Origin of the sequence: Lysinibacillus sp. NPDC094177 (assembly GCF_050279145.1) — a bacterium.
Taxonomy (GTDB): Bacteria; Bacillota; Bacilli; order Bacillales_A; family Planococcaceae; genus Lysinibacillus.
In genome coordinates this window covers 527,447-544,314 of sequence record NZ_JBNNTW010000001.1, presented here as the reverse complement: position 1 = coordinate 544,314, position 16,868 = coordinate 527,447, and the positions used below count along the sequence as shown (strand labels likewise).

Genomic DNA, 16,868 nt, shown 5'->3' with positions numbered 1-16,868 from the left:
CGGAATTCAACCCTACCTTACTGTGATGATCAAGGTTTATTTCATGCTGTAAGAATTTATTGGAAGGGGGCTAGGCAATGTTAATAAACGGTATCGAAATCGATTTGACGAAATTAGAAAAACCACTCCTATTAGTAAGTGAGGATGAGGAACTATTATTTTTGCAGCTTTTACAACCAATACTTGAACATGAGCATATCCAATGTCAATTAGCTCTCTCGACAAGAAAATCTATCTCATTAGTTAGGGATATTTGGTTGGCTATGTATAAAGATCGAGAAAAATTATATATCAACAGTGGACATGCCCTCCTGTATCCAATTCGTTTAATCATATTTGAAGTTGTGACACAAGCGGAATACTTTAAACGTTTATCGAAAAAATCTTTTGGAGATGAATGTCTGTCACTTATTTATGCCATTGTCCTATTACAATTTGTCTTGCGGTGGATAAAGGAACGGTTTAGTGATAACGAGGAAGTTTATGAGGGATTAAAATTATTATATAGAACTACAGATGATAGTGTAGATGATCAATCCTCCCCGTCAAGGGAGCAATCGATTGGTCAAGCAATTGCTGTAAAAGCAATTCGTTTTGAAGTAAGGGAGAACTCACAGGAATTTGCTAGTCTACTCTATCAAACCTATAATTTTCTTCATGATATAGAAAGTGGGGAAGAAGAAAAAGAAACGACTAGATTACCATCAATGAGAAATGTGGAAGATACATTGAACCTATTTTACGATAAGTGTTATACAACAAATGAGGTAACCGTTACAGGCTGATTGCTTAGCAGTTTGTCTGTTTTTTTATAGTAATTAAATCAATGAAATAAAAAGGCTAATAATTCATCATTGAACATTAAGAAAAAATAAAAGTAAAAAAATAAGGCGCTTCTTGTTAAAATTGAAGTGCCCTATTTTCATGAAAGTCATTCTAAAATGTTTTTCAGTAACCTAGTCAAATAAAGATATTACTTTTCATTCTTATGAAATGATTTTAGCTTTTCGTAGATTCCGGCCATTCTTTTTTCTTCACCAGCAATGACAGGTTTGTAAAATTCAGTTCCCACAAGCTCATCGGGTAAATACTGCTGGTCGACCCATCCACCAAATGTTCCTACAGGACTGTTGTGGGGATATTGATAGCCTACATGACCTAAATCTTTAGCCCCTTCATAATGAGCATCGCGTAGATGATGTGGTATATCGCCTGTTTTCCCTTCATGAATGCTAGCAATTGCTGCATCAATGGCTACAATTGCAGAATTGGATTTGGATGCTAGACACATTTCAATAACAACACTTGCAAGCGGAATACGCGCCTCTGGTAACCCTAAACGCTCTGCCGCTTGTACAGCCGCAAGCATATGAGGTCCTACATCAGGATTGGCAAGGCCTATATCCTCATAAGCCATAACAAGTAAGCGTCGACTAACAGCTACCAAATCACCTGTTTCCAATAAATGAGCTAAATAATACAATGCTGCATTCGTATCACTTCCACGAACAGATTTTTGCAACGCAGATAGTAAATTATAAAAATGGGATCCTTTTTTATCACCATAAACGCCAATTCTACCGATAAGATGTTCAATGATATGATCAGCAGCAATTGTTTGACCGTCCACTTCATCACTTGCATAATAAATCGATTCAAGCAAAGTCAATGCCTTCCGTGCGTCTCCATTAGCTGCTCCAGCAATTTGCTCTATTTGATTATCTGTTAATACAAAATGAAATTTACCAAGCCCGCGTTTTTCATTAGAAAGTGCTTTTTTTATAAGCTCGTTTATATTTTCTCTCGTTAAACGTTTTAGTTGATATATTTCTCCGCAACGTGAACGGATAGCGGGATTTACATCATGGTACGGATTTTCCGTCGTAGCTCCAATTAACACGATTGAGCCGTTTTCAACATGTGGCAACAAAGCATCCTGTTGTAATTTGTTAAAGCGATGAATTTCATCCAAAAAAAGAAGAACTTTTCCTGAGATTCTAGCTTCCTGTACAATATCCTCGACGTCCTTTTTACCAGCACGAGTAGCATTGAGCGCGAAAAAGGGGAGCTTTGTACTTCCTGCTATGGCATTCGCTATTGACGTTTTGCCGATACCTGGCTCACCATACAGCAACATGGATGGAATATGCTCATTTTGAATCATTTTATAAAGAGCTGTATTAGGACCGATAAAATCTTGGTGCCCTACAATCTCATCAAGGGTTAAAGGACGCATACGATAAGCAAGTGGTTCATTATGCATTAAAAAATTCCCCTTTCAACAATTTTCAATGGTTTTTGATTTCTAAATGTTTTTTGTGTTTATAATGAAGCGTTATTGTATTTTGCTTAACTATACTAAGGCATAATTAATAGTATATCATAACCTCCCGAGAGTATTTCCGAGTTCTTCGAGAGGAGATTATGATATACTGTTGGTAGTATTTTTGACTAGACTATTTGAGGGTGATAAAATGAAAATTTCTACAAAGGGCCGTTATGGGCTAACGATTATGATTGAATTAGCAAAGCATTATGGAGAAGGACCTATTCCACTACGCAAAATTGCTGCTGAAAAAGAGCTTTCTGAGGCATACTTAGAGCAGTTGGTTTCACCATTACGTAATTCAGGCTTAGTGAAAAGTGTGCGCGGTGCATATGGTGGGTATATGCTAGCAAATCCACCAAGTGAAATTTCAGCGGCTAATGTTATCAGTGTATTAGAGGGGCCAATACAGCCAGTAGAAGGTATTGAAAATGAAGAGGCGCCTCAGCGAGAGTTATGGCTCCGTATTCGTGATGCTGTGAAAAATGTATTAGATACTACGACAATTGAGGATTTAGCACAGTATACTGAGGAAAATGTAGCGGACGGCTATATGTTCTACATTTAAAATGTTTAGGCTAAAGCATCGCTCCCTAAGTCGACGTAATGTCGTGTGACAGGGAGACAGACCTTTAGCGCTTTTCGAACAAAGGAGTTTTCAACATGAATTCATATATTTATCTCGATCATGCAGCGTCTTCACCAATGAATGACAAAGTAATAGACGCTATGACTACAGCAATGAAACAGGTTTATGGAAATGCATCAAGTATTCATGGGATAGGTAGAGAGGCGCGCAAATATTTAGATGATGCACGTGAAATACTAGCCCAATCAATTGGTGCTCAACCTGGGGAAATTATTATAACAAGTGGCGGAACAGAGGCGGATAATACGGCTATTTTTGGCACAGTTTATGCACGCGCTGCTGAAGGGAAGCACATTATTACCACACAAATTGAACATCACGCTGTGTTACATACTTGTGAAAAGCTTGAGCGAGATGGCTTTGAAGTGACATATTTACCGGTCGATGAAAAGGGACGCGTCTCTGTAGAAGACGTGCGAAATGCATTACGTGAGGATACAATTTTAGTAACGATTATGTATGGTAATAATGAAATTGGTATGATTCAACCGATTGCTGAAATTGGTAACTTGTTACGTGAACATAAGGCTGTTTTCCATACAGATGCTGTTCAGGCTTATGGTTTAGAGTCAATTAATGTTGCTGATTTACATGTTGATTTACTAAGTGTTTCCGCACATAAAATTAATGGTCCTAAGGGTATTGGTTTCCTTTATCAAAAAGCAGGAACACCATTTGCTAGTTATGCATTAGGGGGAGCACACGAGAAAAAACGTCGTGCAGGAACTGAAAATGTGCCCGCAGTGATCGGCTTTGCGACAGCAGTGGAAATTGCAAATGAGTTGCGGGAAGAGAAGCGCGCGCTATACAATCGCTTTAAGCAAATAGTGTTGGATGTTTTCACGAAAGAAAATCTAGCATTTCATGTGAATGGAGATTTAGAAAATACGCTCCCACACGTTTTAAATGTAAGTTTTTCTGGTATGGAAGTAGAGTCATTCCTAGTAAATCTTGATATGGCTGGTATCTGCGTATCGAGTGGTTCTGCGTGCACTGCTGGTTCCATCGATCCATCACACGTTTTAGTTGCGATGTTTGGACAAGGGACAGAAGAATTACGTAACTCGATTCGTTTTAGCTTCGGTCAGGGTTTAACAGAAGTTGACATACAACTTGCGGCTGAAAAAACTGCTGCCATTGTGAAAAGACTAGCGAAAAAATAGTTTGGTAAAATTCAGGCGTGTTGATTAGAGGAAAATAGGTTTATTATTGAGAGATAAAAGGATTTTTTGTTGTTATCTCGCTAATATATTTACATTTTAACTGATTGTAGCGTAGGGCTACTTGACTCCTGTAAGAAAGCGAGTAGCCTGTAGTGCAAATCAGCCTATTCGAATTAGTTTGAATGTATAAAAAGGGTTAATCAACACACCTGTTAAAAATTGTACATTTAATGGAATTTATATAAAAGAAAAGGTGACCATAATGAAAGAAACACGTGACCCCTCACAAATTCGTGTTGTTGTCGGCATGTCGGGTGGGGTAGATTCTTCGGTTGCTGCATATTTACTAAAACAACAAGGATATGAAGTAATCGGGATATTTATGAAAAACTGGGATGATACAGACGAAAATGGCGTTTGTACAGCTACAGAAGACTATGATGATGTAATTAAAGTATGTAATCAAATCGGGATTCCTTACTATGCAGTGAATTTTGAAAAGCAATATTGGGATAAGGTTTTCACATACTTTTTAGAAGAATATAAAGCAGGGCGCACACCAAATCCTGATGTTATGTGTAATAAGGAAATTAAATTTAAAGCATTTTTAGAGCATGCGATGGATCTTGGAGCCGATTATTTAGCGACAGGTCACTATGCTCGTGTTGATCGTAGTGGTGATGGCGAAGTTAAAATGCTTCGTGGCATAGACGATAATAAAGATCAAACGTATTTCTTAAACCAATTATCGCAGGAACAATTGTCGCATGTAATGTTCCCAATTGGAGATATTGAGAAAAAAGAAGTCCGTAAAATTGCGGAGGAAGCTGGGTTAGCTACAGCTAAGAAAAAGGATTCAACTGGAATTTGCTTTATTGGAGAGCGTAATTTCAAAGAATTTTTAGGCCAATATTTACCGGCGCAACCTGGTAAGATGGAGACGATGGAAGGTGTCGTAATGGGCCAACATGACGGATTAATGTATTATACACTTGGTCAACGTCATGGTCTTGGAATTGGTGGTGACGGTGAGCCTTGGTTCGTGTTAGGGAAAGATTTGGAGCGCAATGTGTTACTAGTTGGACAAGGTTTCCATAATGATTCACTTTATTCTACTTCACTGACTGCTGTGAAAATGAACTATACTTCGACAAAAAAATTGCCCGGGAAATTTTCATGCACAGCAAAATTCCGCTATCGTCAAACGGATACACCAGTGGAAGTAGAAATATTAGAAGATGGACGTACACATATTACGTTTGCTGAACCAGTACGTGCAATCACACCTGGACAAGCTGTTGTATTATATGATGGTGAAGAATGTTTAGGTGGCGGTACAATCGACGAAGTTTTTAAAAATAATGAAAAACTAACATATGTAGGTTAATTTGCGAATAGACTGCTTATACTACCTTCCCTGAAAGTGTATGGAGTTAGGCAGTCTTTCGCTACATAGAGGTGAACAAAACAATGAATTTTAACGAGCAAGGCATTCAAGCATTTCAAGAAAAGCGCTACGAGGATGCGGCACAACTTTTTACACAAGCAATTGAAGCAGAGCCTGAAAATCCAATTGGATATGTGAATTTCGGAAATCTCTTAGCGGTTTTAGAGGATACTGAACGTGCAGAGCGTTTTTTTCAAAAAGCAATCACTGTGGATGAAACGGCAGCAACTGCCTACTATGGTTTAGCAAATTTATATTATAATGCGGAGCGTTATGCGGAAGCAGTAAAGCTTTATGAGCAAGCACTAAAACATAATATTGAAGGCGCAGATGTGTATTATATGATGGGTAAATGCTTTGAGCGAATGGAAAATCCTAAGCTTGCACTGCCATATTTACAACGAGCTTCAGAGCTAGCACCAGAAGATACGCAAATTCGTCTGGCATATGCAATCGTGCTCTGTGCACTAGAAATGTTTGATGAGGGTAAAAAGGAGTTAGACTATTTAATCGAACAAGATTGGAATAATGCAGATGCACATTATAATTTAGGTGTACTATATGCGGTATCTACTGAGCAAACAGAAGATGCCATGTACCACCTAAAACAAGCCTTTACATTACAGCCTGATTACGACCAAGCACGATATATTTATGATATGATTGCACAGCGATTTAACTAAAAGAGGATGCCGGAATTACTTCGGCATCCTTTTATATCGTGAGTTTAGTCTTGATCATGCTCAGAAGAATAATCAAGTGGTAGTTGAGTTAGATATTGTGCTAAATAAGCAATAGGCATTGCATCTAATGACGTCTCTTCTTCATCCGCTTTTAAAATATTTATTTCTTCATTAAGTCGTTCCATTTTTCGATCCAGTTCAGCTGCTTGAATGGCAGCTTCCTTCAATTCGAAACGTATATGTTCAGGTACTTCCTTGTTGTATTTGTAATAGATTTTATGTTCAAGGCTAGCCCAAAAGTCCATTGCAATTGTACGAATTTGAATTTCTGTATAAACACTTTCCACACGATCGGACATAAAAATTGGGATTTTTATAATAAGATGCAAGCTTTGATAGCCATTCTCCTTTGGGGATTTAATATAATCTTTTACATCCACAACTTCAATATCATTTTGCGACTGTAGCATGGCACTTACTTTATAAATATCCTCTACAAAGGAGCATGTAATTCGCACTCCCGCAATATCACGAATGTTTTCACGAATCACTTCGACAGATGTCTCAAGTTTCTTTTTCTGGATCTTCGATAATATACTTTTTGGTGTTTTTACTCGAGTTGATATATGCTCTATCGGGTTATATTCATGAATTAACTTAAACTCTTCTTGTAAAATATTTATTTTCGTTTCAATTTCTTGCAAGGCAAATCTATAGGCTAAAAAGAATCGTGTTATTTCTGATTGTAGGTTTTTTAAAGTGATTGCTTCGAGTTCATTTTTCATTCTTCATAAAATCCTTTCTTTTTGCAAATAACATTAATGAAATTTTTGTATTATTGATCTCATTTAATAATAGCTTAACAAAAATAGCTACTAAACAGAAATATGTGCTTTAAATTATGTAGTATTCTTGTTTCAATTAAAAAAGGGGATGTTCAGTCCCCCTTAGTCATCAAACGATAATTTTCGCATTTAAGTTGCATCGTTTATTAAATTCATCACGAATATTTGTAAATCGATATACGTACCAATATAAGGTTCTGTTTCTTGATCACGTATGATGCCACATGTTGACTTTAAAGATTTTGAAAACTCAAGTAGCAGTGTTCATCGTCTAGCCGTATGTGCAACGAAAGTGAATTATCTTTTGTATTGCATTTGAAATATTTACCATATATAATGAGTTTTAAATTTGTTTGTTTCCTCAAAAGGAAAAACATAATCCTAACTTCATAATACTTCGCTCTTTTTGCAAAAATTCACCGCGTCTGAATAAGGTAAATCTCCACCAAATATTGAAAGAGCGCTCCCAATTGTAACATGAAGTCTACCATTTGCGATATTTTTAAATTTCTTTAAGTCGTCTATAGAACGAACTCCTCCAGCATACGTTGTTGGGATGGTTGTCCAAGTGGCTAAATCATGTACTAAGCTTTCCTGCATACCGCCTTTTTTTCCTTCTACATCAACAGCGTGAATAAGTAGTTCATCACAGAAATTTTCGATATACGCAATAGACTCAGCATTTACTTCAAAATCACTAAACTTTGTCCATTTATCAGTAACAACAAACCATTTTCCATCGCGCATACGACAGCTTAAATCGATGACAAGATGCTGTTTACCGATAATCTGTACTAATTGCTTTAGTCGATCTAAATTAAGCTTACCATCATAGAAAATAAATGATGTGACAATAACATGGGAAGCACCCGCATCAATATATTTTTTTGCATTTTCAGTAGTAATGCCCCCACCAACCTGCAAACCTTGAGGGTAAGCTGCTAGTGCTGCAAATGCAGCTTCTTCGTTTCCATCACCTAGCATAATGACGTGACCACCTGTTAAATGATCCTTGGCAAACATTTTTGCATAATAACTAGAGTCATGATTTGAAATAAAGTTTTCGATGACTTCTTGATCTGTATGACCAAGTGTACTGCCAACAATTTGTTTTACTTTGCCATCGTGTAAATCGATACAAGGTCTAAATTCCAATAGCTTCACAATCCTTCCGTGCAACAAGTTCATCTATATCATAGCATGGAAAGGTTGTTAATAGCGGTGAAATGTCATTTGTCAAAATTATGTTAACTTCATTCAGCGAATATTCTGATAGCTAATACAAAAGGTCAGCTAACAGAATTCTGCCGCCTCTTCATCGGATAACTAAACATTTCTACCTGTCGCTACGCTTTCGGTACAAAAAACAACATCTGCTGAAATAGAGGAACTCAGGCTAAAAGCTTCATATCCTGTGAAACCGCCTGAGTGCAACGTCGTGCAGGCCTAAGCACAAAGCCGATTCAGCAATTATGCCGAGACATAATTGATTAAAATATAGTGAATTGTCTTTTTAAACGATTTTTCCTGATATGCTGTGGTAAAATATAATGATTGAAATGAACACGAAAGGACGAACCGAAAATGGCAGAGAATCCTGATTTATTTGAATTAAATAAATATTTCATACTCGGACGTCCGATTGTCTCTATCTTCCACAATGCACAAAATATGTATTCGATAGTTCGTGTGAAAATTCAAGAGACCAACTTACAGTATGAGGATAAGGAAATAATTGTTGTTGGATATTTTCCACCGTTACAGATGGATGAACAATATCGTTTTACAGGTTTATTGAGACAACATCCAAAATATGGTGTACAATTTCAAATTGAGATGTTTACAAAAGAAGTGCCAGCAACAGAGCAAGGAATTATTCACTACTTATCGAGTGATTTGTTTGTTGGAATTGGAAAAAAAACTGCTGAAACAATCGTAGAGAAACTAGGGGCAAATGCGTTACGTCTTATTTTAGAGAACCCAAATTCGCTTGATGCTGTACCTCGTCTATCAGCTGAAAAAAAAGAGGTTATCCATCGTACGATAGAACAAAATCTAGGCTTAGAACGAGTGATGATTCAACTTAATGAATGGGGTTTCGGACCACAGCTCGGTATGAAAATTTACCAAACATATCGAACAGAGGCAATTGAATTATTAACTGAAAATCCATACCGTCTTATTGAAGATGTAGAGGGTGTTGGTTTCTTTCGTGCCGATGAGTTAGGTGCGAAATTAGGTATTACTGGCAATCATCCAGACCGTATTAAGGCCGCGATTTTACATATTCTAAATACAGCAGCTTTATCGGATGGGCATGTGTATTTAGATGCAGAAAATGTTTTACCATTAGTTAAAGATATGCTTGAGCAAAGCCAACGAGAGGAAATCCCCTTTGAGACCATTTCTAAAGCTTGCATCGAATTGCGGGAGGAAAGTAAAATTTGTGGGGAAGAAACGAGATTATATTTACCATCTCTATATTTCTCAGAAGTCGGAATTGCATCAAAAATATTGGCTTTAATCGAACGTAACAATAAGGCTGAACATTTTAGCAAGGACGAAATACGCAAAGCGATTGGTGAAACAGAAGAGATGCTCAACGTCACATATGCTGAAACACAAGCGAACGCTATTGAGCAAGCTTTAAACTCAGCTGTTATGATTTTAACTGGTGGCCCTGGTACTGGTAAAACAACTGTTGTTCGGGGTGTAGTAGAAGTGTATGCAAAGTTACACGGACTATCATTAAACCCTAAGGAATACGCACAAAAAGAAGAGCCATTTCCGATTATTTTATGTGCTCCAACAGGACGCGCTGCCAAACGTTTATCGGAATCAACAGAACTTCCGGCAATGACAATTCATCGATTGCTAGGCTTTACTGGTCAGGAGAAAGAGGAAGAAACTGAACGTGAAGTTACAGGGAAACTCATTATTGTAGATGAAATGTCGATGGTCGATACTTGGCTCGCGCATCAATTATTAAAATCCTTGCATGAGGATGTTCAAGTTGTATTTGTTGGCGATCAAGATCAACTTCCACCAGTAGGACCAGGGCAGGTGTTAAAGGATTTGTTGGCTTCCGGGCAATTACCTACTGTCGAATTAACAGATGTATATCGACAAGCAGAGGGCTCAACGATTATTGAACTTGCTCATCAAATTAAACGTGGAAATATCACAAATGACCTAACGTTAAAAACGTCTGACCGTTCATTTATTAAAGCCTCCTCAGATCAGGTAGCTAGCGTTGTCACACAGGTTGTGAAAAGTGCGGTTGCGAAAGGTCAAGAAATTCGCAATATCCAAGTGTTAGCACCAATGTACAAAGGTCCAGCAGGAATAGATAGTTTAAATAAAATGATTCAGGAGCTTATTAATCCAAACGATACTGGTACTAGAAAAGAGCTAGTCTTTGGTGATGTCACATATCGCATTAAAGATAAAGTCTTACAGCTTGTCAATCAACCAGAAAGCAATGTTTTTAATGGTGATATGGGCGAGGTAATCAGTATTATCAAGGCAAAGGAAACAATTGAGAAACAGGATTTGCTTGTTGTGTCATTCGACGGTATTGAAGTAACTTATCAACGTAGTGACCTCAATCAATTGACACTTGCCTACTGTTGCTCTATTCATAAATCGCAAGGCTCTGAGTTCCAAACAGTTATTATGCCAGTTGTACGAGGTTATTCTAAAATGCTGCGTCGTAATTTATTATATACAGGTATTACGCGTGCAAAAAATTTCTTGATTTTATGTGGTGAACCTGATGTGCTAGCAGATGGCTTACAGCGTACGGATGATTTACAGCGCTTTACGTCTTTACGTGCAAGGCTCAATCCAATGAATGTGCTGGAGGAAGTTATAGAAGTAGAAACGATTCCATTGAAAGAAGATTTACAAAAAGAAAAACCATCCATTGATTTAAAGCTAACGGTAGAAACAGAACCATATATTCATCCATTGATTGGAATGGATGGTGTCTCGCCGTATGATTATTTAGATAAGTGAGTTAATTTCATAAATAGTATCATGGGTTCTGAAACAATAAAAACGGGCACCTTCCAAATAAGCTTTTGAAAAATTTGATTGATGAAATTAATTCAACCAATAAACTTTTATTGGTTGGAAAATCGTCTAATGATTGAAGTAAAAGATAATAAATTTTTATGAGGTGAATATAGTGAAACGCATGCTAGTATTGCTTCTGTTCATGATGGTATTACCTTTTGCAGAAAAAGCATCTGCATCTAATACCTTCATCCAAGTGAATGAAGAAGCAACTGTCTTTGATAATCGTTCAGGCTCACTAGTTCAGGTGGGAACATTATCAGCAGGGCAAACTTTTGAAGTAGCAAAAGATTATGGAGCCAATTGGTGGCAAATTCGTTGGGGTGGTTATTATGGTTATGTTGAAAAACGTTATACAACGATTGTTTCAGCAAAAACCTATAAAAATACAGTCCCTGCTGTTGCTAAAATAAAGGACTATATTGTCCCAACGAGCGTTGCACCGATTTACGATAATACTGGCAATAAACTTGTTCAATTTGCCACATTGTCGGAGGGAGTTCGCTTCCCTATATATAACAGAATGGGTAATTGGTATGGAATTGCTGTGAACGGACGCTTAGGATATGTACATAGTAATTTTGTTGTAGAAGAAAAAGGTCAGGATACAACAAATACTAATACCACAAAGCCGCCTGTTGAAAAACCAACTACAACTCCTCATCCTCCAAGTAAACAAAATGGCTATATAGAGGCGGTAGAAAACGTAATTCTTTATGATTTCCGCCGTGAAAAAGCAATGGCTATTGCTACATTAATGAAAGGGCAGCAGTTGGAGATTGTAGATTCGATGGATCCAACATATGTTCAAGTTCGGTGGGGGAAATCATATATTTATGCAGAAAAATCAAAGGTGAAATTTATAAATACTCCTTCATATAAAAATGTTGGTAAGGACAATGCCATGAAAAATGAGTATTTCATACCTATTTCTGCAAACAGTGAGATTTATGACAAAGCAACAAAAGCGTTACAGCCATTTGCTAAACTAGATACAAATCGCCGTTATCCGATATTGCGAAAAGAAGGGGATTGGTACGTAACAGTAATTGGCGGACGTGAAGGATATATCCATCGCTCTAAAATAGCTATGGATCGTGGCGTCCCTGTTATGATGTATCATCATCTTCTAAAAGAGCATGAGCTTGGACGTTTCAAAAATGTAAGTACTACGATGACAGATGTTCAATTTGCAAAAGAAATGTCGTATTTAAAAAGTAAGAACTACGAAACCATTAGTGCAGACGAATTATTGCGTTTCATGCGCAATGAAATTACACTACCTGCTTATTCAATTGCTTTGACTTTTGATGATGGCCTATTGTCGACACGTGAATATGCATATCCAGTGCTTAAAAACAATGGCTTTAAAGCTACACAATTTTTAATTACGTACCGTAATGAAAATTCAAATGATGGGCAGATTTTTAATTATAATGATCTACAGGCACTTTCACGTCAGGATATGACAAATATGCAAGATGTTTTTACCTACGGATCACACACATACAATTTACATGACTTGATAGGGAACAAAGGCAAAATGCTTCTAATCCCATACCATGAGGTTGTTCAGGATTTACAGCGTAGTATAGCAATTATTCCAAAGGCTAAGGCTTTTGCTTATCCGTTTGGGCAATATAATGCAAACATCGTTAACGCAGTAAAGGAAGTAGGATTCACAATGGCATTTACAACGAAAGTTGGCTATAACAATCCGTACGATGATGTATATCAAATTAAACGCTTGTCCAGTAATCAACAAACAACATTCGAGCAATTCCAAAAAATGGTTCTACCTTATGCACACTAAAAAAAATCCCGATCAATTTGAATTGATGATCGGGGTTTTTTTATGTGTTTAATGACATTTGTTAAAACGTATGCCTTGTATATATGCTTCGCTATCGCGCATAAAACACTTGTTGCCCAAGCGGCTCATCTGACGTCCCAAGGAAAGCTCCCGGTCGGAACGGAAATGATGAGCCATTAAAAAAAGCCACATCTGTAAATGCGACTTTTTTACAATTATCAATATTTGAATTTAGTGGATACCAACTATGTTATGTTTAACTACTTCATATGCTTGGCAAACATTTTTAAATTGATCTTTTTCTTTGGCAATCATATCTGAAGCAATAGAAAATAAAAGATTTTCCTCATTATGATCCTCCATTTTATTCATTAAAGTAGCTTCCATTTTCGCTACGTACGAGATGATTTGTTTATTCATATATATATTCTCCTTTAATAAAAAGATGTATTTGTTTTGGTTACGAAGCTATCGTACACCTACATAAATAAAAAATCTAGCAATTCTGTACTAGTCGAAGTGGACTTTTTGGTGAATGTGTCGCAAATTTGAACTCGGTAAAAAAGTGCTGATTGAAACCGTTTTTATCTAAAATAACTGAAAAATCGTGCAATGAAGGGAGGTTTTTACTGTATTTATAAAGTAATACAGATTATGATATTTAAGGTTTTGATATAGTACAGTTGGATGGGGTGGAACCTAATATTAGGGAATTTCATATACTGAAAAAGTATAAAACATTTGTAACGTTTAGGGGTGACTGCATGCCAGTAATTACAGGACAGCAATATATTGACCGTATTGACGCTTTACAAACATATATTTCGATTGATGGGGAAGTTGTCACAGGGAAAGTGTCGGAGCATCCAGCATTTAAGGGAGTAATGCAGAGTCAGGCAAGGCTTTTTGATTTACAAAATGAAAAGGCATTGCTTGAGAAGATGACATATGTTTCACCAAAGAGTAATAACCGTGTAGGCATGTCTTTCCTTCAAGCAGTGACAGTCGAAGATCTCGTGAAAAGACGTAATGCAATACGAGAGTGGGCATTATCAACTCATGGCCTTATGGGGAGAAGTCCGGATTACATGAATACAACATTAATGGCTCTAGCATCGGTAGCAGAATATTTGAAAGATAAACCGAATTGTTTCCCTCAGCATTTGTTAAAATTTTATGAGCATGCTCGTGAGAATGATTTGACTATGACACATACATTTATCGAGCCACAAGTAAACCGTCAAAAATTTTATTTTGAAGATGAAGATGTTACAATTGCTGCTAAAATTGTAGATAAAACGAGCGAAGGGTTAGTAATTAAAGGTGCAAGATTACTAGCGACACAGGGAGGAATTACAGATGAACTCCTTGTTATATCAACAAATGGTTATGATGAAGGAAAAGGCTTTGCTTTCTCAATACCAAGTAATACAAAAGGTTTAAAATTTTTATGTAGACAATCATTTGTCGGAGGCGAATCGGTTTTTGATTATCCGTTAAGTAGTCGTTACGAGGAAATGGATGCAATCGTTGTATTTGATAGTGTTGTAGTACCATGGGAACGCGTCTTTTATTATGAGAATATGGAAGTTGCCAATAACTTTTTGAACGTAAGTGGTTTTCAAACATATGGTTTACATCAAGTTCTTACACGTCAAATTGCTAAAACAGAATTTGTCTTAGGTGTTGTACAGTCAATTGTAAATACGATAAATATAGGCGAATATCAACATGTGCATCAAAAGGTTGTTGATATCATTGTTGCATTAGAAACGATGAAGGGCTTACTGGTAAAGTCTGAAATCGAAGCAAAGAGAGACGATTTTGGTTTTATAAGACCTGACCTTCCAACAGTACAAGTTGCTATTCAGATTTTTCCTAAAGTATATCCGACTTTTACAGAAATTATCCAATTACTTGGCGCAAGCGGATTAATGTCCATTCCAAGTGAAAAAGCATTTACTGCGGATAATGGCGACCTTGAGCATTTTTTACAGTCTTTTCAGGATGGTGGAAAGGACCGCGTCAAAAAATTTCGCTTAGCTTGGGATTTAACGATGAGCAGCTTTGGTACAAGACAAACACTATATGAACGCTTTTTCTTTGGGGACTCAGTCCGTTTAGCCAGCGCACTTTATAATTCTTATAATAGGGAAGAATTAGTTAATCGGGTAGAAAACTTTTTGAAAAATAACAATTAATTTCTTAGAGAATATCTAATTTTCTATATTTTAATTTTTGTTTGACAGTTATTTTACTTTACTTATGATTTACAGGAACAATGAAATTAACAAAATAACAATCCCTTCGTTAGGTGAGGCTCCTATGCTGGAGATACGCTACTGCCCAAAAATGTCGAGAGACGCCAATGGGTCAACAGAAATCATCGAAATATGGTGTTTTTTAACGTAGCTGGTATAAATCCTATGCCGTATAGTGCTAAAACTCAACGTTTGAAGGAAGAAAGCAGAGTAGTATTTGAAACTATGCTTTTCTTTATGCTTTTCTTTGTGTATTCAACACGCCTTCATTCGTCGGAGGCGTGTTTTTGTTATTTAAGGAAGGTGATGAGAAATGCTTCTAAAACAAGCTAAATTACAATTAATAACGTCACCTATTTGTTTTCCTTAAATAATAAAACATGAGGTGAGGAATAATGATTAAAATCCATTATTTTAAAAAAGGAAATAGTGCAGTACAACATGATTTCGATATTAAAAAATATAATCATGACCTCAAAATGAGGATTTGTTATGGGTTGATTTATATGCTTACAACTACAATGAATTGAATGATATAGCTGAAATATTTGGTTTCCATCCATTAGCAGTTGAGGATTGTCTTCATGAAGGCTCACGTCCTAAAATGGATAATTACGGCGAGTACAAATTTTTCGTTTTCCATGCACCGATATATAACGAAAAAAGTAGCAATGAAATAACAACTTTAGAATTAAACATTTTTATGGGTCCTAACTATGTTGTAACGGTTCATAAACAAAAACTTAAATGGCTAGGTCACATCGAGAAGGTTTGCTTAAACAGTACAAAGTATTTAGATAAGGGTACCGATTTTCTATTGCATACTATTATCGATGGAATAACGGATGAATACTTCCCGGTTTTAGAGCGAATTAGAGCACGAATTGATGAGCTTGAAGAAGAAATATATGATTATGAACCAAAAGAAGTTACGGAAGAATTCCTTGCACTAAAACGAACTATTATTTTGATTCGACAAACAACTATGCCTCAAAAAAGAATTTTTTCAAATAGTAATGGTCAGTGGAAATTTGAGATTCGTGAGGAAAATATACCTTTCTATAAAGATTTAAATGATCATCTAGAACGGATTGTAGAATCTACGGAAACTTATAGAGATCTTAGATACGTATTTTTCTATTATAAGTGGTAAATCGATAGAAAAGCTCAATTTATTAACAGTCATTTCAACTATTATGTAACCTTAGTAATTACAAGTTTTTTCGGCATGAATGTCCCGTTGCCATATCAAGATTCTCCAATAGCGACAATAATAATTAGTGTTTTCCTAGTCGTTTTTACTTGGGGAATGTGGGCATATTTTAAAAAAATGATTGCTTAGTTATGATTAGCAATTATAGTGCCAATTGACAGAAGAAAATATTTTTTTTATAATTCTCGTTAGAAAATTGTAAAAAACGATGATGGAAAAAGTACGTATTTGTGCGTGTAAAAGAAAGGGATTTCTTGGCTGAAAAAATCCTCACAATATCAAATACCGAAAGCTACTCCAGAGTGCAGTTAATCTCTGCCGTTCACTTACGTTACAAGTGCTAAAGAGGTAAGTATATTTTTACTTACAACTAGGGTGGTACCGCGAGACA

12 protein-coding genes, 1 pseudogene, 1 riboswitch and 1 other annotated feature (1 of these 15 cut by a window edge) are annotated in these 16,868 nt (G+C 36.4%); of the genes and pseudogenes, 9 read left to right on the top strand and 4 right to left on the bottom strand.

From position 1 onward, the window contains the following. Nucleotides 1-77: 77 nt before the first annotated feature. The gene (locus ACQKNC_RS02605; protein ID WP_427423319.1) at nt 78-785 is read left to right on the top strand and encodes a hypothetical protein; all 708 of its coding nucleotides are present in this window, start codon (nt 78-80) and stop codon (nt 783-785) included. 188 nt (nt 786-973) lie between these two features. Here ACQKNC_RS02605 and ACQKNC_RS02600 read toward each other — a convergent pair whose 3' ends face one another. Beyond that, nucleotides 974-2,263: a replication-associated recombination protein A gene (locus ACQKNC_RS02600; RefSeq protein ID WP_427423318.1), complete on the bottom strand. Its 1,290-nt coding sequence runs from the start codon at nt 2,261-2,263 to the stop codon at nt 974-976. Nucleotides 2,264-2,474: 211 nt separating this feature from the next. Here ACQKNC_RS02600 and cymR point away from each other — a divergent pair, with 211 nt between their 5' ends. The 4 genes from cymR (at nt 2,475) to ACQKNC_RS02580 (ending at nt 6,268) form a co-directional block, all read left to right on the top strand. Continuing rightward, nucleotides 2,475-2,894 carry a cysteine metabolism transcriptional regulator CymR gene (cymR, locus tag ACQKNC_RS02595; RefSeq protein WP_427423317.1) on the top strand — a complete coding sequence of 140 codons (420 nt, stop codon included), beginning with the start codon at nt 2,475-2,477 and terminating at the stop codon, nt 2,892-2,894. 95 nt (nt 2,895-2,989) lie between these two features. Beyond that, nucleotides 2,990-4,138 carry a cysteine desulfurase family protein gene (locus tag ACQKNC_RS02590; protein ID WP_427423316.1) on the top strand — a complete coding sequence of 383 codons (1,149 nt, stop codon included), beginning with the start codon at nt 2,990-2,992 and terminating at the stop codon, nt 4,136-4,138. A 262-nt stretch (nt 4,139-4,400) separates the two neighbouring features. Beyond that, nucleotides 4,401-5,525 (top strand): tRNA 2-thiouridine(34) synthase MnmA, encoded by a 1,125-nt coding sequence (mnmA, locus tag ACQKNC_RS02585; RefSeq protein ID WP_427423315.1) that lies wholly within the window; start codon nt 4,401-4,403, stop codon nt 5,523-5,525. 83 nt (nt 5,526-5,608) lie between these two features. Next, a complete protein-coding gene (locus ACQKNC_RS02580; RefSeq protein WP_427423314.1) occupies nt 5,609-6,268 on the top strand; it encodes a tetratricopeptide repeat protein in 660 nt (219 codons plus the stop codon). Between the two features lie 44 nt (nt 6,269-6,312). On the opposite strand, the gene ACQKNC_RS02575 is transcribed toward ACQKNC_RS02580, so the two are convergent. Together ACQKNC_RS02575 and hisA are read right to left on the bottom strand one after the other, a co-directional pair. Next, nucleotides 6,313-7,053 (bottom strand): GTP pyrophosphokinase, encoded by a 741-nt coding sequence (locus tag ACQKNC_RS02575; protein WP_427423313.1) that lies wholly within the window; start codon nt 7,051-7,053, stop codon nt 6,313-6,315. A gap of 447 nt (nt 7,054-7,500) precedes the next feature. Further along, nucleotides 7,501-8,268 carry a phosphoribosylformimino-5-aminoimidazole carboxamide ribotide isomerase gene (hisA, locus tag ACQKNC_RS02570; RefSeq protein WP_427423312.1) on the bottom strand — a complete coding sequence of 256 codons (768 nt, stop codon included), beginning with the start codon at nt 8,266-8,268 and terminating at the stop codon, nt 7,501-7,503. A 429-nt stretch (nt 8,269-8,697) separates the two neighbouring features. Between hisA and recD2 the strand changes: the two genes are divergently transcribed. Both recD2 and ACQKNC_RS02560 read left to right on the top strand, forming a co-directional pair. Further along, nucleotides 8,698-11,130, top strand: coding sequence for an SF1B family DNA helicase RecD2 (recD2, locus tag ACQKNC_RS02565; protein WP_427423311.1), 2,433 nt, complete (start codon nt 8,698-8,700; stop codon nt 11,128-11,130). 181 nt (nt 11,131-11,311) lie between these two features. Then, a complete protein-coding gene (locus ACQKNC_RS02560) occupies nt 11,312-13,003 on the top strand; it encodes a polysaccharide deacetylase family protein (protein ID WP_427423508.1) in 1,692 nt (563 codons plus the stop codon). Between the two features lie 231 nt (nt 13,004-13,234). Here the strand turns inward: ACQKNC_RS02560 and ACQKNC_RS02555 are convergent, their stop codons facing one another. Further along, entirely contained in the window at nt 13,235-13,423 is a 189-nt protein-coding gene (locus ACQKNC_RS02555) for a hypothetical protein (protein WP_427423310.1), read from the bottom strand. 344 nt (nt 13,424-13,767) lie between these two features. Here ACQKNC_RS02555 and hpaB point away from each other — a divergent pair, with 344 nt between their 5' ends. Both hpaB and ACQKNC_RS02545 read left to right on the top strand, forming a co-directional pair. Continuing rightward, on the top strand, nt 13,768-15,204 hold the full coding sequence (hpaB, locus tag ACQKNC_RS02550; RefSeq protein ID WP_427423309.1) for a 4-hydroxyphenylacetate 3-monooxygenase, oxygenase component: 1,437 nt from the start codon (nt 13,768-13,770) through the stop codon (nt 15,202-15,204). Nucleotides 15,205-15,302: 98 nt separating this feature from the next. After that, nucleotides 15,303-15,468, top strand: a riboswitch (M-box (ykoK) riboswitch). A 283-nt stretch (nt 15,469-15,751) separates the two neighbouring features. Next, nucleotides 15,752-16,606 (top strand): annotated as a pseudogene (locus ACQKNC_RS02545) (magnesium transporter CorA family protein). A gap of 70 nt (nt 16,607-16,676) precedes the next feature. Beyond that, nucleotides 16,677-16,868 (top strand) — a binding site (T-box leader) (it continues 23 nt past the right edge of the window).